The following is a 23,210-nucleotide window of genomic DNA, read 5'->3' as shown; positions in this document are numbered from 1 at the left end:
AGAAGGCACGGGGGAGGGGCTGCACGATGACGGCCGAACTGGTCCGGGGGCAGAACCACCCCGTGTCCCAGAGCCGGGTGGAGATCAGGGTCTCGGCGGGCACACCCGTGCTCGCCCTGGCCTCGCTCGCCGACGAACAGGGCCGGCTCTCCGGCAACGGGATACTGGCCCACCCGGGCGCCAGGTCCCTCCCCGGCGTGCAGGCGTCCGGGGAGCTCGCCGAGCGGCACACCTTCGCCGTCGACCTCGACGAGGTCGCGGAGGACGTCCACCGGCTCGGCGTGCTGCTCGTCCTGCCGCCCGGAGGCCCGGTGCGCTTCGGCGCGGTGCCGGCCTCCTACGTGGCCGTGGCCGACCCCGAGGGAGCCGAGCTCGCCGGGTACACCGTGACGGGACTCGATGCCGAGACGGCCGTGGTCGCCCTGGAGCTGTACCGGCGCCAGGGTGCCTGGAAGGTCCGCGCCGTGGGCCAGGGCTACGCCGACGGCCTTGGTGCCCTGCTCGCCGACGGCGGTCTGCCCGCACCGGCGGCCGCGGAGCTGGCCGCCGCCGCGCTGGGCACGGCCGCCCGTACCGCGCAGGCCGACGCCACCCTCGCGGCCATGCCGACCCGCGTCGGCGACCTGCGCGCCCCGCAGACCCCGGCCCAGGCCCCCGCGCCCGAGCCGCCGGACCCGGTCCCGGTCTCCGGACACCCCTACGCCGGTACGCCGGGAGCGGCGCCCGGCGGCGACGCGGCGGGCTCCCCGCCCACCATCAGCTACGCCCACCCGCGGCGCCGCCGCACCAGCACCGAGCCGCCCGAGCCCGCACCGCGGCCCGCCGCCCCGCAGGAGCCCGGGCAGCCCCCGCGCCCGGTCGCCGGGGACGCCAGCGGCTGGTCCATGGAGGAGCGGCTCTACAACCAGGTCTGGGGGATGTTCGAGGACCTGGCCCGCACGGTCGCCGCCTACCGCAGCGCCGTAGAGTTCGCCGACAACCGGATGGACCGGGAGCTCGACGAGGCCCTGTCCGACCCGCGCCACCGCCTCGGCGGCACCGGGAACGCCGCCCGCGACACCGCGCGGGCCCGCCGCGAGGAGCTCGTCGCCCAGGCTCAGGCCGTCCTCGACCGGGACCTGGCCCAGCTGATCGCCGAGTCGGAGGTCGTCGAGCCCGCGCTGCCGGCCGCGTACGCCCGCTGGGACAACCCCGTCTGGCACGGCCACCGCACGCCCGAGGAGAGCCCGCTGGCCCTGCGCCTGGGGGACCTGCACCTGCACGAGCGGCCCGATCTGCGCATCCCGATGCTGATGCGGGTCCCGCTGGAGCGCGGGCTCTGGATCGACAACGGCCGCACCGGCTCCGAGGCCGCGATGACCATGGACACCGACCGGTTGCGCCGGGCCGCCATGGACATGGCCGTCGCCCTGGCGGTCCGGCTGCTCGCCGTCCACCCCGCCGACCGGTTCTCCGTCCACGTCATCGACGCGGCCGGGGCCGGATCCGCCTCCCTGGCGCCGCTCGTGCGCGCCGGGGTGCTGGCCGGGCCGCCCGCCGCCGGGGCGGCCGGGGTCACCCAGACCCTGGCGCGCCTGACCCGGCGGGTGGACCTCGTACAGATGGCGCTGCGGGCCGGTGCTCCCGAGGACCTGCCCCCGGACGTGGACACGGCCGACCAGCTGCTGATCGTGCACGACTTCCCGCACGGCTTCGACGACCGCGCCGTCACCCAGCTGCGCTACCTCGCCGACGAGGGCTCGGCGGTCGGCGTGCACCTGCTGATGGTCGCGGACCGCGACGAGGCATCGGCCTACGGGCCGCTGCTCGACCCGCTGTGGCGGTCCCTGATGCGGCTGTCGCCGGTGCCCGACAACCATCTCGCCGACCCCTGGGTCCACCACGCGTGGACCTTCGAACCGGACCTGCCCCCGCAGGGCAGCCGGGTCCTCGACCAGGCACTGGACCGGGTGGCGGAGGCCCGGCGCACTACCCGTCCGTGACCATCCTTTGGTGTTCCCTTTACCTTTACCGCCCTCGGCGGGTAAGCTCGTCCGTGCGGAGGGGAGTATTCCTGCTTTCCTGCTACGGCGTACCCGTCAATACGGACCGCTTCGGTTGAGTGATCGAAGCCGGTCCCGGGGCGTCGGCCCACGGCCTCCAGGCCGCCCGGGTGGAAGAGACCTCCGGCAGCGATGACGCTGACGAAGTCCTGAGCCATCCGCCGGAGGCGTGTTTCACCATGGAAGTTTCCTGGGCCCTGTGGGCCGCGACCATTCTTGGTCTGTCCCTCCTCATCGGTGCCGATTTCTTCATCGGCCGCAAGCCGCACGACGTTTCGATCAAGGAAGCCGGCACCTGGACGGTCGTCTGGATCGTCCTCGCCGCACTCTTCGGCCTCGGCCTGTGGTACTTCGGGAACCCCCAGGCGTCCCAGGAGTTCTTCGCCGGCTTCATCACCGAGAAGTCGCTGAGTGTCGACAACCTCTTCGTCTTCGTCCTGATCATGGCGAAGTTCGCGGTGCCGTCCCACCTCCAGCAGCGCGTGCTGCTCATCGGCGTGCTGATCGCCCTGGTCCTGCGCGCGGTCTTCATCGCCGCCGGCGCCGCGATCATCGCCAGCTTCTCCTGGGTCTTCTACATCTTCGGCGCGTTCCTGATCTACACCGCGTGGAAGCTGATCCAGGAGGCCCGCAAGGACGAGGACGACGAGGAGTTCGAGGAGAACCGTCTCCTCAAGTCCGTCGAGAAGAAGTTCGGCGTCGCCGACCAGTACCACGGCACCAAGCTCTTCATCGTCAACAACGGCAAGCGCGTACTGACGCCACTGATGATCGTCATGCTCGCCATCGGCACCACCGACGTGCTGTTCGCCCTGGACTCGATCCCCGCGATCTTCGGCCTCACCCAGGACCCGTACATCGTCTTCACGGCCAACGCCTTCGCGCTGATGGGTCTGCGCCAGCTGTACTTCCTCATCGGCGGCCTGCTGAAGAAGCTGGTCCACCTCAGCTACGGCCTGTCGATCATCCTCGGTTTCATCGGCGTCAAGCTGGTGCTGCACGCCCTGCACGAGTCGGGGCTGCACGTCCCGGTGATCTCGATCCCGGTCTCCCTGGGCGTCATCTGCGGTGTCCTGGTCATCACCACGATCACCAGCCTGATGGCCTCCAGGAAGCAGGCGGCGGCCGAGGCCGCCGCCCGCCCGGAGAACGTCGACGCGTAACCGGATCCACGGATCCGCACGGATCAACAGATCAAGTGATCCACGGATCCACGGACCTGCGGAACTATGCGGGGGCGGCCGCTTCGGCCGCCCCCGTTTCCGCTGTCCGGCCCGCGGCCGCCCGCCTCGACACGACCGCCGGACCGGTCTCCGGCAGCAGGGCGAAGCAGACCAGACTGACCAGGGCGATCCCGGTCAGGTACAGGGCGACGCCCCACGGCGGACCGGAACCGTCCGCCAGCGCCGTCGCCACGATCGGGGTCAGCGCGCCGCCCAGCACACCGCCCAGGTTGTAGCCGACGGCCGCGCCCGTGCAGCGGATCCGCGGCGCGTACAGCTCCGGCAGGTAGGCGGCCACCACCGAGAACATCGTCACCATGCCCAGCAGCGCCCCGACGAAGCCGACCGTCATCAGCAGCGGATCGGCCGTCCGCAACAGCGCGACCAGCGGGAACATCCACACGGCGCAGATCGCGCACCCGATCAGGCACAGCGGCCGCCGCCCGTAGCGGTCGCCGAGCACCGCGATCAGCGGGGTCACCAGACCCTTGATCGCCACCGCGACCATGATGCAGGCCAGCATCGCCGTGCGGCTCACCGCGAGGTGCTCGGTGGCGTACGCGAGGGACCAGGTGGTGACCGCGTAGAAGACGGCGTACCCCACGGCGAGCGCGCCGCCGGTCAGCAGGAGCAGCCGCCAGTGGCCCCGGAACACCTCCGCCAGCGGGGCCTCGGCCCGCCGGTCCGTCTCGGCGAGCGCCCGGAACTGCGGGGTCTCCTCCACGGAGCGGCGCAGCCACAGCCCGGCCAGCGCCAGGACCCCGGCCGCCCAGAACGGCACCCGCCACCCCCAGGAGGTGAACTGGGCGTCGGTCAGTGACGCGGACAGCCCCAGCACCATGCCGTTGGCGAGCAGGAAGCCCACCGCCGGGCCCATCTGCGGGAAGCTCGACCACAGTCCGCGCCGCCGCTCCGGGGCGTGCTCGGCGGTCAGCAGCACGGCGCCGCCCCACTCACCGCCCAGCCCGAGGCCCTGCAGGAAGCGCAGCAGGAGCAGGAGTGCGGGAGCGGCCATGCCGATCGAGCCGTACGTGGGCACGCAGCCGACGGCGACCGTGGCGAGTCCGGTGAGCAGGAGGGAGGCGAGCAGGACCGGCCGGCGGCCGTAGCGGTCGCCGATGTGGCCGAAGACCGCCGAGCCGAGCGGGCGGGCGAGGAAGCCGACGCCGAAGGTGCCGAAGGCGGCGAGGGTTCCGGCGAGCGGTGAGAAGGACGGGAAGAAGAGCGGGCCGAGCACCAGGGCGGCGGCCGTCCCGTACACGAAGAAGTCGTAGAACTCGATGGCGGTCCCGGCGAGCGAGGCCGTGGCCAGGCGCAGCATGCCGGGCCCGGCGGAGCCGCCGCTTTCGGCGGGCCCGGCCGAGGGGGACGGGGCGGGGGTGTCCCCGGGGGCGGAGGAGGAGGCGAGGGGCGGGCAAGGGTCCTGTGGCATGCCGCACCACATACCCGTTCCCCGCCCCTCGGGGCGTGAGTCCGGTCGTCAACGACCGGAAGGAGTGCGTCGCGTCGCGAAGTTGACGCGTTGCGGTGCTACCAGCCGCGCTCGCGCCATTCGGCGAGGTGCGGACGCTCGGCGCCGAGGGTGGTGTCGTTGCCGTGGCCGGGGTAGACCCAGGTCTCGTCCGGCAGCTGCTCGAAGAGCTTGTGCTGGACGTCGTCGATGAGGCTGGCGAAGGCCTTCGGGTCGCCCTGGGTGTTGCCGACGCCGCCGGGGAAGAGGCAGTCCCCGGTGAAGACGTGCGGGTGCCCGTGCGGGTCGTCGTAGATCAGGGCGATCGAGCCCGGGGTGTGGCCGACCAGGTGGCGGGCGGTCAGGGTGACCCGTCCGACCGTGATGGTGTCCCCGTCGGCGACGGGCACGTCGGTCGCCACCGGGATGCCCTCGGCGTCCTGGGCGCCCGCGTAGGTGCGCGCGCCGGTCGCCCCGACGACCTCGGCGAGGGCGCCCCAGTGGTCGCCGTGCCGGTGGGTGGTGACCACGGACGTGATGCCGTCGTCGCCGATCAGGCTGAGCAGGGTGCCCGCCTCGGCGGCCGCGTCGATGAGCAGCTGCTCGTCGGTGGCGCGGCAGCGCAGCAGGTAGGCGTTGTTGTTCATCGAGCCCACCGCGACCTTGGAAATCATCAGGTCCGCGAGTTCGTGCACGTCGGCCGGACCGCCGACCTTGACCTCTCCGGTGTACGTCATACCTTGATCCTAGAGCGGGGGGAGCTCGGGCAGAGGGCCGCCCGACGCGGTCAGGGAGGCGCCCTTGTCGCCGCGGCCGGCCAGCCAGGCCAGGAGTCCGGCGGCGGTGCCGGTCACGGTCACGGCGGGATCCCCGGCGGAGCCGGTGCGCCAGCGCCGCCCGTCGGTCGCGACCAGGGCCGTCGGCGGCACCTCGGGGCGGCCGGACCAGCGGTCGGCGAGGAAGACGATCTCGCGGTCGGTGAACTCCTCCGGGAGGTCGGAGAGCTCGTAGCCGATGTTCAGGTCGGCGTGGTGCAGATCGACCTCGACCCAGCGGCGGAAGGGCACGTTGGCCGCGAGGTCCGTGACACCGTTGCGCAGCTCGACCGTGCGGCCCCAGTCCTGGGCGGGCTCCGTGGTGGCGATGAAGCGGGCCGCGGAATCACGGAGGTCCGCCAGGTGTTCTTCCAGGGGTCGGCCGGCGTCGCGCTCGATGTCCGTGTCGCGGGCGGTGGCGCTCTCGTACATCGGGCGTCCCTCGAGGACGTTGACGAGCGCGTCGGCGTTGCGTGCGAGGTGGGCCAGGATGTGGCCACGGGTCCAGCCCGGGAGGTGTGACTCCTCGGCGAGGGCTGCGTTGTCCAGCTTCTCGACAGCGGTCAGCAGCCGGTCCGTGGCTTCACGTACAGATCGCAGGTCGTGCACATGATCAGTCATGGCGGCGAGCCTAGTGGCTCGGGGTGCACGGCCACACGATTGGGTGAAGCAGTCTGCGGAGTGCCGTAAATCGAATGTGCGTGCTATACGCTCGGAAGTCCAAGGACCCAGTCCATCGCAGAGGCGCCCCCCATACCCTGGGACGGGGGCCCGTGCCCCCGCTCTCTCAAGAAAGGTGCGGACCGGCGTGACCGACCGTCTCATCGTTCGTGGCGCTCGCGAGCACAACCTGAAGAACGTCTCGCTCGACCTGCCCCGCGACTCACTCATCGTCTTCACCGGACTCTCCGGGTCGGGCAAGTCCTCCCTGGCCTTCGACACGATCTTCGCCGAGGGTCAGCGCCGCTACGTCGAGTCGCTCTCGTCGTACGCCCGCCAGTTCCTCGGGCAGATGGACAAGCCCGACGTCGACTTCATCGAGGGTCTCTCCCCGGCCGTCTCGATCGACCAGAAGTCGACCTCGCGCAACCCGCGCTCGACCGTGGGCACCATCACCGAGGTCTACGACTACCTCCGCCTCCTCTTCGCCCGCATCGGCAAGCCGCACTGCCCCGAGTGCCGGCGCCCCATCTCGCGCCAGTCGCCGCAGGCGATCGTCGACAAGGTGCTCGCGCTCCCCGAGGGCAGCCGCTTCCAGGTGCTCTCGCCGCTGGTGCGCGAGCGCAAGGGCGAGTTCGTCGACCTCTTCTCCGATCTCCAGACCAAGGGCTACAGCCGGGCGCGGGTGGACGGGGAGACCATCCAGCTCTCCGAGCCGCCCACGCTGAAGAAGCAGGAGAAGCACACCATCGAGGTGGTCATCGACCGCCTCACCGTCAAGGAGAGCGCCAAGCGCCGGCTCACGGACTCCGTGGAGACCGCGCTCGGTCTCTCCGGCGGCATGGTGATCCTGGACTTCGTCGACCTCGCCGAGGACGACCCCGAGCGTGAGCGGATGTACTCCGAGCACCTCTACTGCCCCTATGACGACCTGTCCTTCGAGGAGCTGGAGCCGCGCTCCTTCTCCTTCAACTCGCCCTTCGGCGCCTGCCCCGAGTGCACGGGCATCGGTACGCGCATGGAGGTGGACCCGGAGCTCATCGTTCCGGACGAGGACAAGTCCCTGGACGAGGGCGCGGTCTCGCCGTGGTCGCTCGGCCACACCAAGGACTACTTCCAGCGTCTGATCGGCGCGCTCGCCGGGGAGCTCGGCTTCCGTACCGACATCGCCTGGGCCGGGCTGCCGGTGCGTGCGAAGAAGGCCCTGCTGTACGGGCACAAGACGCAGATCGAGGTCCGCTACCGCAACCGGTACGGCCGGGAGCGCGCGTACACGACGGCCTTCGAGGGCGCCGTGCCGTTCGTCAAGCGGCGGCACGCGGAGTCGGAGAGCGACGCCAGCCGCGAGCGCTTCGAGGGCTACATGCGCGAAGTGCCCTGCCCGACCTGTGAGGGCACCCGCCTCAAGCCGATCGTGCTCGCCGTGACGGTGATGGAGAAGTCCATCGCCGAGGTCGCCGCCATGTCGATCAGCGAGTGCGCGGACTTCCTGGGCCGGATGCGCCTCGACGCCCGCGACAAGAAGATCGCCGAGCGGGTCCTCAAGGAGGTCAACGAGCGGCTCCGCTTCCTGGTGGACGTCGGTCTCGACTACCTCTCCCTCAACCGGGCCGCCGGCACCCTGTCGGGCGGCGAGGCCCAGCGCATCCGGCTGGCCACCCAGATCGGCTCCGGCCTGGTCGGCGTGCTCTACGTGCTGGACGAGCCCTCCATCGGCCTGCACCAGCGGGACAACCACCGGCTGATCGAGACCCTGGTGCGGCTGCGGGACATGGGCAACACGCTCATCGTGGTCGAGCACGACGAGGACACCATCAAGGTGGCCGACTGGGTCGTGGACATCGGTCCGGGCGCGGGCGAGCACGGCGGCAAGGTGGTGCACAGCGGTTCGCTGAAGGACCTGCTGAAGAACACCGAGTCGATGACCGGTCAGTACCTCTCCGGCAAGAAGTCCATCGAGATCCCGGACGTGCGCCGGCCCGTGAACGGCGAGCGCAGGCTGACCGTCCACGGCGCCAAGGAGAACAACCTGCGGGACATCGACGTGTCCTTCCCGCTGGGCGTGCTCACGGCCGTGACCGGTGTGTCGGGATCGGGCAAGTCGACGCTGGTCAACGACATCCTCTACACGCACCTGGCGCGCGAGCTGAACGGCGCCCGCTCGGTGCCCGGGCGGCACACGCGGGTGGAGGGGGACGACCTCGTCGACAAGGTGGTCCACGTCGACCAGTCGCCGATCGGCCGGACCCCGCGGTCCAACCCGGCCACGTACACCGGCGTCTTCGACCACGTGCGCAAGCTCTTCGCGGAGACGATGGAGGCGAAGGTGCGCGGCTACCTGCCGGGCCGCTTCTCCTTCAACGTGAAGGGCGGCCGGTGCGAGAACTGCTCCGGCGACGGCACGATCAAGATCGAGATGAACTTCCTGCCGGACGTCTACGTCCCGTGCGAGGTGTGCCACGGCGACCGGTACAACCGGGAGACGCTGGAGGTCCACTACAAGGGCAAGTCCATCGCGGAAGTCCTGAACATGCCGATCGAGGAGGCGCTGGGCTTCTTCGAGGCGGTGCCGACGATCGCGCGTCACCTCAAGACGCTCAACGAGGTCGGGCTGGGCTACGTCCGCCTCGGCCAGTCCGCGCCCACCCTGTCGGGTGGCGAGGCGCAGCGCGTGAAGCTGGCCTCCGAGCTCCAGAAGCGGTCCACGGGCCGGACGGTCTACGTCCTGGACGAGCCGACCACCGGTCTGCACTTCGAGGACATCTCGAAGCTGATCAAGGTGCTGTCGGGGCTGGTGGACAAGGGCAACTCGGTGATCGTCATCGAGCACAACCTGGACGTCATCAAGACCGCGGACTGGGTCATCGACATGGGCCCGGAGGGCGGCTACGGCGGCGGCCTGGTCGTGGCCGAGGGCACGCCGGAGGCGGTGGCCTCGGTGGGCGCGAGCCACACGGGCAAGTTCCTGCGGGACATCCTGGGCGCGGACCGGGTGTCGGACGGGGCGCCCGTCGCGCGGCCGGCGGTGAAGAAGGCCCCGGCGAAGAAGGCGGCGGCCACCAAGGCCGCTGCGGTGAAGAAGGCGGCTCCGGCCAAGAAGACGACGGCCCGGGCGCGCAAGGCGTAGCAGGCGCGACCCGCCCCGCGCCGCGTGCAAGCGCGGGGACGGGTGCGCCTACGAGTACTGCAGGAGGCCCGGCCCACGGCCGGGCCTCCCTGCGTATGCGGAACAGCCCTCAGGAGGCGATGCCGACCGCGCGGCCGGCGCAGGCCGGGTCCGTCAGGGTGGTCAGGAGGGCGTCCGCCACGTCCGCCCGGGGGATGACCCGGCCGCCGCGGACGTTGGCGCCGATCGCGCGGCGGTAGGTGCCGGTGCGCGGCCTGTTCTGCAGCATCGGCGGACGGACGACCGTCCATCGGGTGCCGCTCGCGCCCATCGCCGCCTCCATGACCGCGAGGTCCGCGTAGAGGTCCCGGAGCAGGGTGCGCAGCAGCGGGTAGACCACGGCGCGGGTGAACATCCCCTCGCCCTCCGGCAGCGGGCCGACCGGTGCGGCGCTGACGGCCGACAGCCGGCTCACCCCGGCACGTTCCATGGCCGAGGTGATCGCGCTCAGGGCCGGGCCCGCGATGGGAGTCGCCCTGGCCTGCTTGTTGTTGGCCGCACCCAGCGCGGAGACCACCGCGTCCCGCCCGCTCACCACGGACAGCACCGCCTCCGGGTCGGTCACGTCGACCACGGTGGCCACGCGCAGCCGCTCGTGGGCGGCCACCTGCAGCCGCGCCGGGTCCCGTACGACCGCGGTCACCTCGTGTCCCGCGTCGAGTGCCTGCCGGACGACCTCGCGGCCGACGCCGCCCGTGGCTCCGAACACCGTGATCTTCATCGTCGTACCCCCGCGACAAGAGGTGGGTGAGTGCTTACTCACCCATGCTTCCGCTAGGGTGAGTGAATGCTCACCTCAAAGTCAAGCCGCCCCACGCCCGAGCGGCTGCTCGACGCCGCCGAGAAGCTGATGCGCACCATCGGCCTGGCCAGGGCCACCACCAAGGCCATCGCCCGAGAGGCCGGCTGCTCGGAGGCCGCGCTCTACAAGTACTTCGCGAACAAGGAGGAACTGTTCGTCCGCGTGCTGATGGAGCGCACTCCCAACGCGGGCCCGCTCATGGCCGCCCTGCGGGCCGAGCCGGGAGGGACGCGGGGCGGGCAGGGAGCCGGCGAAGGGACCGTGGAAGGGGCGGAGGAAGGGGTCGAGGAGGGGGTCGAAGAAGGGCTCACCGCCATCGCCCGGCACGCCTCGTACTTCTACGCCGACGCCATGCCCATGGCCGCCTCGCTCTTCGCCGAGCCCGCTCTGCTCACCCGCCACCGCGAGGGCGTCCAGAAGGTCGGCGCCGGCCCGCACCTGGTCCTCGAAGCGCTGGCCGGACGGTTGCAGCGCGAGCTCGACGCCGGCCGGCTGCGGCCCGACGCCGATCCGCGGGCCGCCGCGGCCCTGCTGCTCGGCGCCTGCTTCCAGCGAGCCTTCTTCCTGCACTTCTCCGGGGCCCACGTGGTCCAGCCCGTCGAGGAGTTCGCCCCGGCCGTGGCCCGTACCGTCTGGGCCGCGCTGCGCTGACCCGTCAGAGCTCCGCGGCGTACGGCGGCTCGGCGCCCGCCCGGGTGCAGGTCAGGGCCGCCGCGTGGGCGGCGTGGGCCAGGACCTCCGGCCAGTCCACCGGACGGCCCGGCGCGCCGGCGGTGAGCCGGTGCAGCAGGGCGGCGTTGACGGTGTCGCCCGCGCCGATCGTGTCCACCACCGCCACCGGGCGGGCCGCCGCCGAGTACTCCGCACCCTCCCGCGTCCAGACCGTCAGGCCCGCCGCGCCCCGGGTCAGCACCACCGCCGAAGGCCCGGCCGCCAGCCAGTCGGAGACGCGGCCGCCGAGCCAGGCCGCGTCCTCCTCCGACAGCTTGAGGACGCTCGTGCACGGCAGCAGCCGCTCCAGGAAGCGCGCGCGGTACGCCGCCGGGTCCGCGATCAGGGCCGGCCGGATGTTGGGGTCCAGCAGGGTCAGCAGCCCGCGCCGGGACTCCCGGCGCAGCAGGGCCTCGTACGCGCTCGCACCCGGTTCCAGGACCAGCGAGCAGGTGCCGAGCGCGAGGGCCCGTACCCCGTCGGGGAGGGCGGCCGGCAGCGTGAACAGCCGGTCCGCCGTGCCCTCGACGTAGAAGCCGTACGAGGCCGAGCCGTCCGGGGCCAGCGAGGGCACGGCGAGCGTCGTCGGCTCCACTCCGCGCTGGACCAGCGACAGGTCCACCCCGGCGGCCCGCAGCCCCGCCAGCAGGCTCTCGCCGAAGCCGTCCGAGGAGACCCGGGAACAGAAGGCCACCCCGGCGCCGAGCCGCCCGAGCGCGAGCGCGGTGTTGTACGGTCCGCCGCCCGGCCGGGGCAGCAGTGCGCCGGGCGGCCGTGCCACGGGCACCAGGTCGATGAGGGCTTCTCCGCCGACGACGATCACGCGGGGGAAGCTACCCCATGCCACGGAGGTATCGTCGGGTGGGCCGGTGCCCCGGCCGGGTTCCGGCCCGCACCACCCGTGCACCCGGCCCCGCACCCCACCCCCGTACCCCGCCCGCAGCCCAGGAGAACCGCATGCCCGCGCCGCAGTCACCCGCCCGCCGAACCGTCCTCAAGGGCGCCGCCGCGCTCGCCGGGGCCACCGGTGCCGGGGTGACCCTCGTGGCCTGCTCCACCGAGACCAACAGCGGAGGCAACACCCCCGCCACCCCCACCGCGCCGGTCGACCTGGGCGCCGCGGCCGAGGTTCCGGTGGGCGGCGCGAAGCTGTACCGGGAGAACAAGCTGATCGTCAGCTGCCCGGCGGAGGGCCAGTACAAGGCGTTCAGCGCCCAGTGCACGCACGCCGGCTGCGTCCTGGACAAGATCGTCGAGGGTGAGGGGAACTGCCCCTGCCACGGCAGCCGCTTCGACGTGAACACCGGCAAGGTCCTGCGCGGTCCGGCCTCCGAGCCGCTGCCCGCCGTCCCGGTCCGGGCCGAGAACGGCAAGCTCGTCGCGGGCTGACCCGCGACCCGGCATCAGTCCCAGTCCCAGCCGATCCCGAGGATCCCGCGCCGCACCGACTGCTCCACCAGGTGCACCGCCCGGTGCCGGCCGCTGGGCGTCAGGTCCACGAGGCCGGTGCGAGCGGCCTCGGGCCCGCCCCGGGCGAAGCGCCGGCAGCGCACCGGCAGCGCCGCCTCGTCGAAGCTGACCTGGAGCATGTACTGGCCGCCGGCGTAGCTGAAACCGCGCACGTACTCGCTGCTGCGGGTGCCCGTGCCGTCCTCGATCCCGTAGCCGAAGACGTGGGTGTCCCCGCGCCGCAGCCGCGCGTCGAAGAGCAGCTCGGCGACCACCAGCCCGGTCTCCGGGTGGCACCGCACCCGGCCCGTGCGGCAGTTCTCGTACGCCGTCACGCGCATCCGGGACACGTCGCAGCCCGGGTCGCCCTGGTGGACGGCGAGGTAGCGGTCGACCCCGTCGCGGTGCGCCCGGACGATCTGCTGCGACTCGCGGACCCGCAGCTCGCCCGCCGGTCCTATGCTGACCCGCTCGTGGTGTCCGACCGAGTGCAGCCCGCCGTCGGGCGGCAGGTCCATCCCACCCAGCAGCCGCTCCACCGTCCCGCCCGTGCTGAGCAGGGCCCGGTAGGAGCGGGTGGGCGGCCGGTCCGGTCCGGGCCCGTGTTCCTGGGCGGCCAGCAGGCGCAGCAGGGAGCCGTCGGGCAGCTCCAGGATCCGCTCCAGGGCGGTGACCGCCCGCAGCGACTCCGGGTGACGCGGCCGCCGGGCGCCCTGCTGCCAGTAACTGAGGCTGGTGACACCGACCTTGATGCCCTGCGTCGCGAGACGGTGCTGGACCCGGTGCAGGGGCAGTCCGCGCGCGGCGAGGGCGGCGCGCAGGGCGAGGTGGAAGGGGCCGCCGCGCAGCAACCGGCCGAGTTCCGCCGTGTCGCCGGTCGGTCGCATGGCGACTCCTTTGTGAACGTTCACACGGGCCGGCGCGGGGGGTCACGGCGGCGGCTCCGGGGGACCAGGTGACACCACAGCAACCGTTCACACCGCAGCCCCACCGTTCACACCGCGCTGTCACCGCGTATTGAAGCGTGTTGACCTGATCGCGACAACTCCCTGATGCTCCTGAACAGCGTCCGGACGCGCTCCTCCACCCCCCATTCCCCACATTGGGAGGAACGCGATGCGCAACCGAAGCCGGCGGCTTTCCCCAGCCGCCTCCCTCACCGCCGTGCTCACCGCCCTGCTGTTCGCCCTGCCCATCGGCACCGGCACCGCCGCCGCTGCCGAAACCGGCACCGACTCCGCCCTGGCCGCGAAGCGCCTGAACATCACCATGCAGGCCCAGACGAAGACCAACTGGTGCTGGGCCGCGGGCGGCAACACCATCGCCACCTGGTTCGGCCGGAACCACAGCCAGAACCAATTCTGCAACGCGGCCTTCAACCGTCAGCAGGGCAGCGAATGCCCCAACAACCAGGCCACCCTCGGCAACGTCCAGACCGGGCTGCGCTGGGCGGGCATCAACCCCGGCTCGTACGTGACCGGCTGGCTCCAGTACTCCACCGTCCAGACCGAGATCAACGCCAACCGGCCGATCGAGACCCGGATCCAGTGGTCGAACGGCGGCGGCCACATGCACGTCGTGTACGGCTACGACACCGCGAGCAACTGGGTCTACTGGGGCGACCCCTGGCCCTCCAGCGACCGTTACAACTGGGCCTCCCACGCCTGGTACGTGAACAACAGCACCTTCTCCTGGACCCACTCGCTCTACCGGATCGGGGCGTGAGCGCCATGACCCTGCGCGCTTCGGCCGCCGCGGCCGTCCTCGCCGCCACCGCCCTGCTCGGGATCGCCCCGCAGGCCTTCGCGGCCCCCGTGCCGCAGCCCCGGGCGGCCACCGCCGAGAACAGGGCGGCCGCCGCGCGGGCCGCCACCGCCCCCGAGACCCTGGTCACCCTCTCCCGCTTCTTCGCCCGGGAGGGCAAGGTCTCCCTCACGGCCGCGCAGCCCCGCATCGAGGGCGAGGCGATACCGGTCAACCACCTCTCCCCGGAGTTCGTCGCGGGCAGAGCAGGCGCCCCCGTCGCCCGCCTGGAGTTCCTCGCCAGCAAGGCCGTCTCCTCCGACGGGCAGCAGGCCGCCCTGTGGACCGCGCGCACGGAGGCCGGCTGGCAGGTGGTGAACATCGCCACCGGCGACGACGAGTTCCGCTACGCCGGGCTCGGCGCGGCGAAACTGCCCGGCGGGACCGTGTTCCGGGAACCGCAGATCGACGCCTGGTACGTGGCCGGCGACAGCCGGGTGCTGCCGCTGGACGAGGACGCGGTGCGGGCCGTGGGCGCCGGGGGCACGACGCTCGGTGCCTACCGGGCGCGGGTCGCCAAGGCGTACGGGGACAAGCTCCCCGGTTCCCCGTACGCGGAGGGCGGCATGGCGGGCGGCTATGCGGCAGGCTCCGCGGCCGCCGGGACACCGGTCGCGGTGGCTGCGGCCGCTGCCGGGGCGCTCGCGCTGGGCGGGGCCGGGACGCTGCTCCTGCGCCGTCGGCGCGCCACGGCGTAGCCGCTCGCACTCCCGCAGGGTCCGGCTTCAGCCGGGGCCGGGCCCTGCGGTCAGCCCTCCCCGCCCCGCCCTTTCGCCGTTTCCCGGGCTCTGCCCGGGCCCGCGTCTCGAACGCCGGCGGGCTGAAAGACAGCCCCGCGCACCGGGCCGGAGGCCGGCGGCGGCGGACCGCCCGGGATCCGCAGACCGGCCCGGAGGGCTACGGTTCGTTGTCGGTGCGCGCAAGTAGGGTGGTTGGCATGGCCGACCCTTCCAGCTACCGCCCCCAGCCGGGACAGATCCCCGACTCCCCTGGGGTCTACAAGTTCCGCGACGAGCACCGCCGGGTGATCTACGTCGGGAAGGCCAAGAGCCTGCGCCAGCGCCTGGCCAGCTACTTCCAGGACGTCGCCGGACTGCATCCCCGTACCGCCACGATGGTGACCACGGCCGCCTCCGTCGAGTGGACCGTGGTGTCCACCGAGGTCGAGGCGCTCCAGCTGGAGTACTCGTGGATCAAGGAGTTCGACCCCCGGTTCAACGTCAAGTACCGGGACGACAAGAGCTACCCCTCCCTCGCCGTCACCCTCAATGAGGAGTACCCGAGGGTCCAGGTCATGCGGGGGCCCAAGAAGAAGGGCGTGCGCTACTTCGGTCCGTACGGACACGCCTGGGCGATCCGCGAGACCGTCGACCTGATGCTCCGGGTGTTCCCGGTCCGCACCTGCTCCGCGGGGGTGTTCAAGCGCTCCGCCCAGATCGGCCGCCCCTGCCTGCTCGGCTACATCGGCAAGTGCTCCGCCCCCTGCGTCGGCAGGGTCACCCCCGAGGAGCACCGCGAACTGGCGGAGGACTTCTGCGACTTCATGGCCGGCCGCACCGGCACCTACCTCTCCCGGCTGGAGAAGGAGATGCACGCGGCGGCCGAGGAGATGGAGTACGAGAAGGCCGCCCGGCTGCGCGACGACATCGGGGCGCTGCGCCGGGCGATGGAGAAGAACGCCGTGGTGCTCGCCGACGCCACCGACGCCGACCTGATCGCCGTGGCCGAGGACGAGCTCGAAGCCGCGGTGCAGATCTTCCACGTCCGCGGCGGCCGGGTCCGCGGCCAGCGCGGCTGGGTCACCGACAAGGTCGAGGCCGTCGACACGGCCGGGCTCGTCGAGCACGCCCTCCAGCAGCTGTACGGAGAGGAGAAGGGCGAGGCCGTCCCCAAGGAGGTGCTGGTCCCGGCGCTCCCCGAGGACACGCAGGCGCTGGCCCAGTGGCTCGCCGAGCGCCGGGGGTCCCAGGTGAGCCTGCGGATACCGCAGCGCGGCGACAAGAAGGCCCTCATGGAGACCGTCCACCGCAACGCCCTGCAGTCCCTCGCCCTGCACAAGACCAAGCGCGCCAGCGACCTCACCACCCGCTCCCGGGCCCTGGAGGAGATCGCCGAGGCCCTGGAACTCGACAGCGCCCCGCTGCGCATCGAGTGCTTCGACATCTCGCACCTCCAGGGTGACGACGTCGTGGCGTCGATGGTCGTCTTCGAGGACGGGCTGGCCCGCAAGGGCGAGTACCGGCGCTTCCAGATCAAATCGCATCTGGGGCAGGACGACGTCCGCTCCATGCACGAGGTGGTCTCCCGGCGCTTCCGCCGCTACCTCCAGGAGAAGCTGAAGACGGGGGAGTGGGACCCCGAGGACGGGGACGGGGAGGTGCCCGAGGACGACGGGAGGCCCAAGCGCTTCGCGTACCCGCCCCAGCTCGTCGTGGTCGACGGCGGGCAGCCGCAGGTCGCCGCCGCCAAGCGGGCCCTGGAGGAGCTCGGGATCGACGACGTCGCCGTGTGCGGGCTGGCCAAGAAGCTGGAGGAGGTCTGGCTGCCCGGCGAGGACGACCCGGTCGTGCTGCCGCGCACCAGCGAGGGCCTCTACCTGCTCCAGCGGGTCCGTGACGAAGCCCACCGTTTCGCCATCCAGTACCAGCGCAACAAGCGCGGCAAGCGGCTGAAATCCGGGCCCCTGGACGAGGTGTCCGGCCTCGGCGAGAGCCGCAAGCAGGCCCTGATCAAGCACTTCGGTTCGGTGAAGAAGCTGAGACAGGCGACAATCGACCAGATCTGCGAGGTCCCGGGCATAGGCCGTAAGACGGCCGAGACCGTGGTCGCGGCCCTCGCCCGGGCGGTTCCCGCCGGTCCTGCCGTGAACACGGCCACAGGAGAGATCATTGAGGATGAGACCCCGCCCCCGCGGGTGGGGGCACCTCCCGGCGGCAGCCGGGAGACATCGTCCGAACGGGGGACCGAGCAATGACCGAGCACGAGAGCACGCACGACCGAGACGGAGCACAGGTGAGTACGGGCACGACAGTGGAGCCCGGCGAGACCGCCGAGGCGGCCATCCCCGAGCTGGTGATCATCTCCGGCATGTCCGGGGCCGGCCGCAGTACGGCGGCCAAGTGTCTGGAGGACCTCGGCTGGTTCGTCGTCGACAACCTCCCGCCGGCCCTGATCCCGACCATGGTGGAGCTCGGTGCCCGCTCCCAGGGCAACGTGGCGCGCATCGCCGTCGTCGTGGACGTCCGCGGCCGCCAGTTCTTCGATGCCCTGCGCGAGTCCCTCGCCGACCTCGACAGCAAGGGCGTCACCCGCCGCATCGTCTTCCTGGAGTCCTCCGACGACGCGCTGGTCCGCCGCTTCGAGTCGGTGCGCCGCCCGCACCCGCTCCAGGGCGACGGGCGCATCACCGACGGCATCGCCGCCGAGCGAGACCTGCTGCGCGAGCTGCGCGGCGACGCCGACCTGGTGATCGACACCTCCAGCCTGAACGTGCACGAGCTGCGCGCGAAGATGGACGCCCAGTTCGCCGGGGACGAGGAGCCCGAGCTGCGGGCCACCGTCATGTCCTTCGGCTACAAGTACGGCCTCCCCGTCGACGCCGACCTCGTCGTCGACTGCCGCTTCATCCCCAACCCGCACTGGGTTCCGGAGCTGCGCCCCTTCACCGGGCTCAACGAGGAGGTGTCCGGGTACGTCTTCAGCCAGCCCGGCGCCAAGGAGTTCCTCGACCGCTACACCGAGCTGCTCCAGCTCATCGCCACCGGCTACCGCCGTGAGGGCAAGCGGTACGTGACCATCGCGGTCGGCTGCACGGGCGGCAAGCACCGCAGCGTGGCCATGTCCGAGAAGCTCGCCGCCCGTCTCGCCTCCGAGGGAGTCGAGACCGTCGTAGTGCACCGGGACATGGGGCGCGAGTGACCGCACGGACCCCGCGGCTGAGCCGCCTGCGCCGCCTCACCCCGGGACGGGGCGAGGACGGCGTGGGCCGCTCCGGCCGCTCCGGCCGCCGGCGCGGCGCCACGCCCAAGGTGGTGGCGCTCGGCGGCGGCCAGGGCCTGTCGGCCTCCCTCGCCGCCCTGCGCCGCATCACCGGTGACCTCACCGCGGTGGTCACCGTCGCCGACGACGGCGGATCCAGCGGCCGGCTCCGGGAGGAGCTCGGTGTGCTTCCGCCCGGCGACCTGCGCAAGGCGCTGGCCGCGCTGTGCGGGGACGACGACTGGGGGCAGACCTGGGCCCGGGTCATCCAGCACCGCTTCCAGTCCGAGGGCGATCTGCACGGGCACGCCGTCGGCAACCTGCTGATCGTGGCCCTGTGGGAACAGCTCGGCGACCCGGTCCAGGCCCTCGACCTGGTCGGGAGGCTGCTCGGGGCCCAGGGCCGGGTACTGCCGATGTCGGCGGTGCCGCTGGAGCTCCAGGCGCTGGTCAGGGGACACGACCCGGCCCGCCCCGAGGACGTGGACACCGTCCGCGGGCAGGCCACGGTGGCGCTGACCCCGGGCGAGGTGCTCTCCGTACAGGTGGTTCCGAGCGACCCGCCGGCCGTGCCGGAGGCCGTCGCCGCGGTCCTGGACGCCGACTGGGTGGTGCTCGGTCCGGGGTCCTGGTTCTCCTCCGTCATTCCGCACCTGCTGGTGCCGGAATTGCTGGACGCGCTGATGGAGACGAAGGCCCGGCGGGTCCTCTCGCTGAACCTCGCGCCGCAGCCCGGCGAAACAGAGGGCTTCTCTCCGCAGCGTCATTTGGAGGTTTTGGCCCGACACGCCCCTAAACTCGCCCTGGACGTGGTGCTGGCCGACCAGGCCGCCGTGCCCGACCGCGAGTCCCTCGCCGATGCCGCGAAACGGTTCGGTGCCGCGGTCGAGCTGGCGCCCGTGGCCAGGCAGGACGGCTCTCCGAAGCACGATCCGGAGCTGCTGGCCGCCGCGTACGACCGTATTTTTCGGATGCATGGAAGGATCGGCCCATGGCGATGACGCCTGCGGTGAAGGATGAGATCTCCCGCCTGCCCGTCACCCGGACCTGCTGCAGGAAGGCGGAGGTCTCGGCGATCCTTCGGTTCGCGGGCGGGCTGCACCTGGTGAGCGGCCGCATCGTCATCGAGGCGGAGCTGGACACCGGGATCGCCGCCAGACGCCTGCGCAAGGACATCCTGGAGATCTTCGGCCATTCCTCGGACCTCGTCGTGATGGCGCCCGGCGGACTGCGCCGCGGCAGCCGCTACGTGGTCCGCGTCGTGGCCGGCGGTGACCAGCTGGCACGCCAGACGGGCCTCGTGGACGGCCGCGGGCGCCCCATCCGGGGTCTTCCGCCACAGGTGGTCTCCGGGGCCACCTGTGACGCCGAGGCGGCGTGGCGCGGCGCCTTCCTGGCCCACGGCTCGCTCACCGAGCCGGGCCGGTCCTCCTCCCTGGAGGTCACCTGCCCCGGTCCGGAGGCCGCCCTGGCCCTGGTGGGCGCCGCCCGCAGGCTGTCCATCGCCGCCAAGGCGCGCGAGGTGCGCGGAGTGGACCGGGTCGTGGTCCGTGACGGCGACGCGATCGGCGCCCTGCTGACCCGGCTCGGCGCGCACGAGTCGGTGCTGGCCTGGGAGGAGCGGCGGATGCGGCGCGAGGTCCGCGCCACCGCCAACCGGCTGGCCAACTTCGACGACGCCAACCTGCGCCGCTCGGCGCGGGCCGCGGTGGCCGCCGGAGCCCGCGTGCAGCGTGCGCTGGAGATCCTCGGCGAGGAGGTACCCGAGCACCTGGCCGCGGCCGGCCGGCTGCGCATGGAGCACAAGCAGGCCTCCCTGGAGGAGCTGGGCGCGCTCGCCGACCCGCCGCTGACCAAGGACGCGGTCGCCGGCCGGATCCGCCGCCTGCTGGCGATGGCCGACAAGCGGGCCCAGGACCTCGGCATCCCGGGCACCGAGTCGAACCTCGACCTGAGCGAGGAGATGGCCGACAACATGGCCGGCTAGCCACGCCGTCCCGATTCGGCCGAAGGGGGCCCGCGCGATCACTCGTGCGGGCCCCTTTGCCGCACGCCCCATTGACATGAGCATGGGCCGGTCTTGAGTCTGGCGTCCAACGCTTTCGTGGCAGACGACGCCCAGGGGGGCACATGAGTCACCGCGCGAGATCGATCCTCGCCGCAAGCGCACTCGTCTTCGGAACCACACTCGCCGTGCTGCCCGCCGCGGCGCAGGCCCAGCCGGGACCCGGCGCCGCATCCGGCGCCGACGAGGTACGGGTCTACGACGCCGACATCACCCGGGAACAGGTCCCGCTCGTCCTCGCCGCGGGGCAGGACGCGCACGAGCTCTCCGAGCGCGCCCCGGAGACCGGGACGGCCCGCGTCGAGCTGTTCCTCAGCGGTGCCCAGGCCGGAGAACTCGCCGCCCAGGGCGTCAAGCTGGCCGAGCGAAAGGTTCCCGCCCAGGGCCTGGCCCGGGCCGGGGCGGCCGGCGACGGAGTGTTCCGCCCGTACAGCGGCAAGGGCGGTCTCCAGGAGGAGATCCTGCGGACCGCGCAGGAGAACCCGGGGCTCACCAAGGTCGTCTCCATCGGCAAGACCGTCCAGGGCAAGGACATCCTCGCCCTGAAGGTCAGCAAGAACGCCAGGAAGACCAGGGACGGCGACAAGCCGTCCGTCCTGTACATGTCCAACCAGCACGCCCGTGAGTGGATCACCCCCGAGATGACGCGGCGGCTGATGCACCACACGCTCGACACCTACGGCAAGGACCCGCGGATCACCGAGCTGGTGGACTCCAGCGAGCTGTGGTTCCTGCTCTCCGCCAACCCCGACGGGTACGACTACACGCACGCCGCCGACGGCCAGCGGCTGTGGCGCAAGAACCTGCGCGACAACAACGGCGACGGGAAGACCGGCCCCGGCGACGGGGTCGACCTCAACCGGAACTTTGCCTTCAAGTGGGGCTACGACAACGAGGGTTCCTCGCCGAACCAGGCGAGCGAGACCTACCGCGGCCCGAGCGCCTCCTCCGAGCCCGAGACCGTCGCCCTCGACCGCTTCCAGAAGCGCATCGGCTTCGAGTACGCGATCAACTACCACTCCGCGGCCGAGCTGATCCTCTACGGCGTGGGCTGGCAGGTGGCCACCCCCACCCCCGACGACGTCGCCTACAAGGCGCTGGCCGGCACCCCGGAGAACCCGGCCGTCCCGGGCTACTACCCGCAGCTCTCCTCCGAGCTCTACACCACCAACGGCGAGGCCGACGGCCACGCCTCCAACGTCAACGGCGTCATGATGTTCACGCCGGAGATGACCACCTGCCAGACCGCCTCGGCGAGCGATCCCAACGACCGGTGGAAGCCCGAGGACTGCGCCTCCGGCTTCAACTTCCCGGACGACGAGAAGCTCATTCAGGCCGAGTTCGCAAAGAACATCCCCTTCGCGCTCTCGGTCGGCGAGAGCGCCGCGCACCCGGACCGTCCGTCCTCCCCGGTGGGCCTGAGCGCCGCGGACTTCACCCCGGACCCCTTCACCACCTCCTACGCCGCCCGCGGCGAGGACCAGAAGGTCTCCGTCACGGCCCGCAAGGCGCTGAAGGACAAGGAACTCAACTACCGCATCAACGGCGGCCGCACGCACGACGAGGACCTCAAGCCCTGGAAGGGCGGCGACGTCTACGGCGGCGACGACAACAACTGGTTCGACGAGTACCGCGCCGAGGTCGACGGCGCCAGGCCCGGCGACAGGGTCGAGGTCTGGTTCACCGGCCGCGACCGCTCCGGCAAGCAGGTCTCCAGCGAGCACTTCACGTACACGGTGGCCGAGCGGCCGCGCGCGGACGTCCTGGTGATCGCGGAGGAGGGGGCCAAGGCCCAGCACGCCCAGACCTACGTCGACGCCCTGCGCGCCAACGGCAGGTCCGCGGCGATCTGGGACGTCGCCGTCCAGGGCGCCCCGCACCACCTCGGCGTCCTCTCCCACTTCGGTACGGCCGTCCACTACACCGGCGCCAAGACCCCCGGCGGCGACACCCAGTTGGCGGTTCGGGACTTCCTGAACGAGGGCGGCAAGCTGATCGAGGCCGGTGAGCTGGCGGGCGGCAACGCCCAGGTCGGCCGCGCCGTGACCAACGACTTCAGCCAGTACTGGCTCGGTGCCTACACCCGTACGAGTGCCCCCGGGGCCACCGGCTTCGCCGGCGCCGGCAGCCTGAACGGGGCGCAGGGCGCCGTCGGGGACGCCGCGGGCAACCCGCTGAACGCCCCCGGTGCGTACACCGCGACCTCCGAGAGCCTGGCACCCGCGCAGTTCCCGCAGTTCAGGAGCGCCCAGGCGGGTGCCTTCACCGGCGTCGTGAACCCGTACGCCCCCTACGCCGGCACCGGCATGGCCGCGGCCCTGCACGCCGACGACGACTGGAAGCGCCTCGTCCGTACGATCGACCTCACCGGCGTCACGGCGGCCGACCGGCCGCAGCTGAAGCTGGCCCTCAACTGGAACACCGAGGAGGGCTACGACCACGCGGCCCTGGAGGCCCGCACCGCCGGCGGCGACGACTGGACCACCCTGCCGGACACGGGCGGACTGAGCAGCTCCACCGTCCCGGAGGAGTGCGAGGCCGGGTTCTTCATGAACGGCCATCCGTTCCTGCGCCGCTACCTCACGCTCGACGCCGGAGGCTGCACCCCGCAGGGCACCAGCGGCCGGTGGAACAGCTTCACCGGTTCCTCGGGCGGCTGGAAGCAGGTCTCCTTCGACCTGAGCGCGTACGCCGGCCGGACCGTTGAGCTCTCGCTCTCCTCCATCACCGACCCGGGCTCGGGCGGCCGCGGAGTCTTCGCGGACGAGGCGCGCCTGTCCGTCAACGGTGCGGACCAGCCCGTCGAGGGATTCGAGACTTCGCTCGGCGCGTGGACCGCGCAGGCCGCACCTGCCGGAAGTCCCGAGGTTCCCGGCGAATGGTCCCGGTCCGGGGAACTGTTCAAGTCCTACGCTGCGGTCACCACACGTGACACGGTGCTGCTGGGCTTCGGCCTGGAGCACATGTCCGCCGCGGCGGACCGTGCCCTACTCGTCGGTAAGGCACTGCGCACACTGCACCGCTGATCGGAGGCCCCGTCGTCACT

General features: G+C 72.1%; 18 protein-coding genes. 12 read left to right on the top strand and 6 right to left on the bottom strand.

Annotation, left to right across the window (positions count from 1 at the left end):
- Nucleotides 1–26: 26 nt before the first annotated feature.
- Nucleotides 27–1,982: a TerD family protein gene (locus ACWGE1_RS03530; protein WP_453418892.1), complete on the top strand. Its 1,956-nt coding sequence runs from the start codon at nt 27–29 to the stop codon at nt 1,980–1,982.
- A gap of 239 nt (nt 1,983–2,221) precedes the next feature.
- Nucleotides 2,222–3,205: a TerC family protein gene (locus ACWGE1_RS03525; protein WP_453418891.1), complete on the top strand. Its 984-nt coding sequence runs from the start codon at nt 2,222–2,224 to the stop codon at nt 3,203–3,205.
- A gap of 64 nt (nt 3,206–3,269) precedes the next feature.
- On the opposite strand, the gene ACWGE1_RS03520 is transcribed toward ACWGE1_RS03525, so the two are convergent.
- The 3 genes from ACWGE1_RS03520 to ACWGE1_RS03510 form a co-directional block, all read right to left on the bottom strand.
- Nucleotides 3,270–4,586 (bottom strand): MFS transporter, encoded by a 1,317-nt coding sequence (locus ACWGE1_RS03520; RefSeq protein ID WP_453418927.1) that lies wholly within the window; start codon nt 4,584–4,586, stop codon nt 3,270–3,272.
- 209 nt (nt 4,587–4,795) lie between these two features.
- Complete coding sequence (locus ACWGE1_RS03515; RefSeq protein WP_453418890.1) at nt 4,796–5,452, bottom strand: MBL fold metallo-hydrolase; 657 nt, start codon at nt 5,450–5,452, stop codon at nt 4,796–4,798.
- 9 nt (nt 5,453–5,461) lie between these two features.
- Complete coding sequence (locus ACWGE1_RS03510; RefSeq protein WP_453418889.1) at nt 5,462–6,151, bottom strand: maleylpyruvate isomerase family mycothiol-dependent enzyme; 690 nt, start codon at nt 6,149–6,151, stop codon at nt 5,462–5,464.
- 187 nt (nt 6,152–6,338) lie between these two features.
- Here ACWGE1_RS03510 and uvrA point away from each other — a divergent pair, with 187 nt between their 5' ends.
- The gene (uvrA, locus tag ACWGE1_RS03505; RefSeq protein ID WP_453418888.1) at nt 6,339–9,317 is read left to right on the top strand and encodes an excinuclease ABC subunit UvrA; all 2,979 of its coding nucleotides are present in this window, start codon (nt 6,339–6,341) and stop codon (nt 9,315–9,317) included.
- A gap of 109 nt (nt 9,318–9,426) precedes the next feature.
- Here uvrA and ACWGE1_RS03500 read toward each other — a convergent pair whose 3' ends face one another.
- Nucleotides 9,427–10,077: an NAD(P)-dependent oxidoreductase gene (locus tag ACWGE1_RS03500; protein ID WP_453418887.1), complete on the bottom strand. Its 651-nt coding sequence runs from the start codon at nt 10,075–10,077 to the stop codon at nt 9,427–9,429.
- A gap of 66 nt (nt 10,078–10,143) precedes the next feature.
- On the opposite strand from ACWGE1_RS03500, the gene ACWGE1_RS03495 reads away from it, so the two are divergent.
- Nucleotides 10,144–10,809 (top strand): helix-turn-helix domain-containing protein, encoded by a 666-nt coding sequence (locus ACWGE1_RS03495; protein ID WP_453418886.1) that lies wholly within the window; start codon nt 10,144–10,146, stop codon nt 10,807–10,809.
- 4 nt (nt 10,810–10,813) lie between these two features.
- Here the strand turns inward: ACWGE1_RS03495 and ACWGE1_RS03490 are convergent, their stop codons facing one another.
- Nucleotides 10,814–11,692 carry a carbohydrate kinase family protein gene (locus tag ACWGE1_RS03490; RefSeq protein WP_453418926.1) on the bottom strand — a complete coding sequence of 293 codons (879 nt, stop codon included), beginning with the start codon at nt 11,690–11,692 and terminating at the stop codon, nt 10,814–10,816.
- Between the two features lie 134 nt (nt 11,693–11,826).
- Here ACWGE1_RS03490 and ACWGE1_RS03485 point away from each other — a divergent pair, with 134 nt between their 5' ends.
- A complete protein-coding gene (locus tag ACWGE1_RS03485) occupies nt 11,827–12,258 on the top strand; it encodes a Rieske (2Fe-2S) protein (RefSeq protein WP_453418885.1) in 432 nt (143 codons plus the stop codon).
- A 14-nt stretch (nt 12,259–12,272) separates the two neighbouring features.
- Here ACWGE1_RS03485 and ACWGE1_RS03480 read toward each other — a convergent pair whose 3' ends face one another.
- Entirely contained in the window at nt 12,273–13,205 is a 933-nt protein-coding gene (locus ACWGE1_RS03480) for a hypothetical protein (RefSeq protein WP_453418884.1), read from the bottom strand.
- A gap of 229 nt (nt 13,206–13,434) precedes the next feature.
- On the opposite strand from ACWGE1_RS03480, the gene ACWGE1_RS03475 reads away from it, so the two are divergent.
- From ACWGE1_RS03475 to ACWGE1_RS03445, 7 genes are all read left to right on the top strand, one after another.
- The gene (locus tag ACWGE1_RS03475; RefSeq protein ID WP_453418883.1) at nt 13,435–14,043 is read left to right on the top strand and encodes a papain-like cysteine protease family protein; all 609 of its coding nucleotides are present in this window, start codon (nt 13,435–13,437) and stop codon (nt 14,041–14,043) included.
- 5 nt (nt 14,044–14,048) lie between these two features.
- Nucleotides 14,049–14,819 (top strand): hypothetical protein, encoded by a 771-nt coding sequence (locus ACWGE1_RS03470; RefSeq protein ID WP_453418925.1) that lies wholly within the window; start codon nt 14,049–14,051, stop codon nt 14,817–14,819.
- Nucleotides 14,820–15,058: 239 nt separating this feature from the next.
- Nucleotides 15,059–17,095 (top strand): excinuclease ABC subunit UvrC, encoded by a 2,037-nt coding sequence (uvrC, locus tag ACWGE1_RS03465; protein WP_453418882.1) that lies wholly within the window; start codon nt 15,059–15,061, stop codon nt 17,093–17,095.
- On the top strand, nt 17,092–18,039 hold the full coding sequence (rapZ, locus tag ACWGE1_RS03460) for an RNase adapter RapZ (protein ID WP_453418881.1): 948 nt from the start codon (nt 17,092–17,094) through the stop codon (nt 18,037–18,039). Before uvrC ends, rapZ begins: the two co-directional genes overlap by 4 nt.
- The gene (locus ACWGE1_RS03455) at nt 18,036–19,100 is read left to right on the top strand and encodes a gluconeogenesis factor YvcK family protein (protein WP_453418880.1); all 1,065 of its coding nucleotides are present in this window, start codon (nt 18,036–18,038) and stop codon (nt 19,098–19,100) included. Before rapZ ends, ACWGE1_RS03455 begins: the two co-directional genes overlap by 4 nt.
- A complete protein-coding gene (whiA, locus tag ACWGE1_RS03450; protein WP_030009075.1) occupies nt 19,091–20,086 on the top strand; it encodes a DNA-binding protein WhiA in 996 nt (331 codons plus the stop codon). Before ACWGE1_RS03455 ends, whiA begins: the two co-directional genes overlap by 10 nt.
- A gap of 143 nt (nt 20,087–20,229) precedes the next feature.
- The gene (locus ACWGE1_RS03445) at nt 20,230–23,190 is read left to right on the top strand and encodes a M14 family zinc carboxypeptidase (RefSeq protein WP_453418879.1); all 2,961 of its coding nucleotides are present in this window, start codon (nt 20,230–20,232) and stop codon (nt 23,188–23,190) included.
- The last annotated feature ends 20 nt before the right edge of the window (nt 23,191–23,210 follow it).

It is taken from the genome of Streptomyces sp. NPDC054932 (genome assembly GCF_053610205.1).
This window is presented reverse-complemented; position numbering and strand designations above follow the sequence as displayed.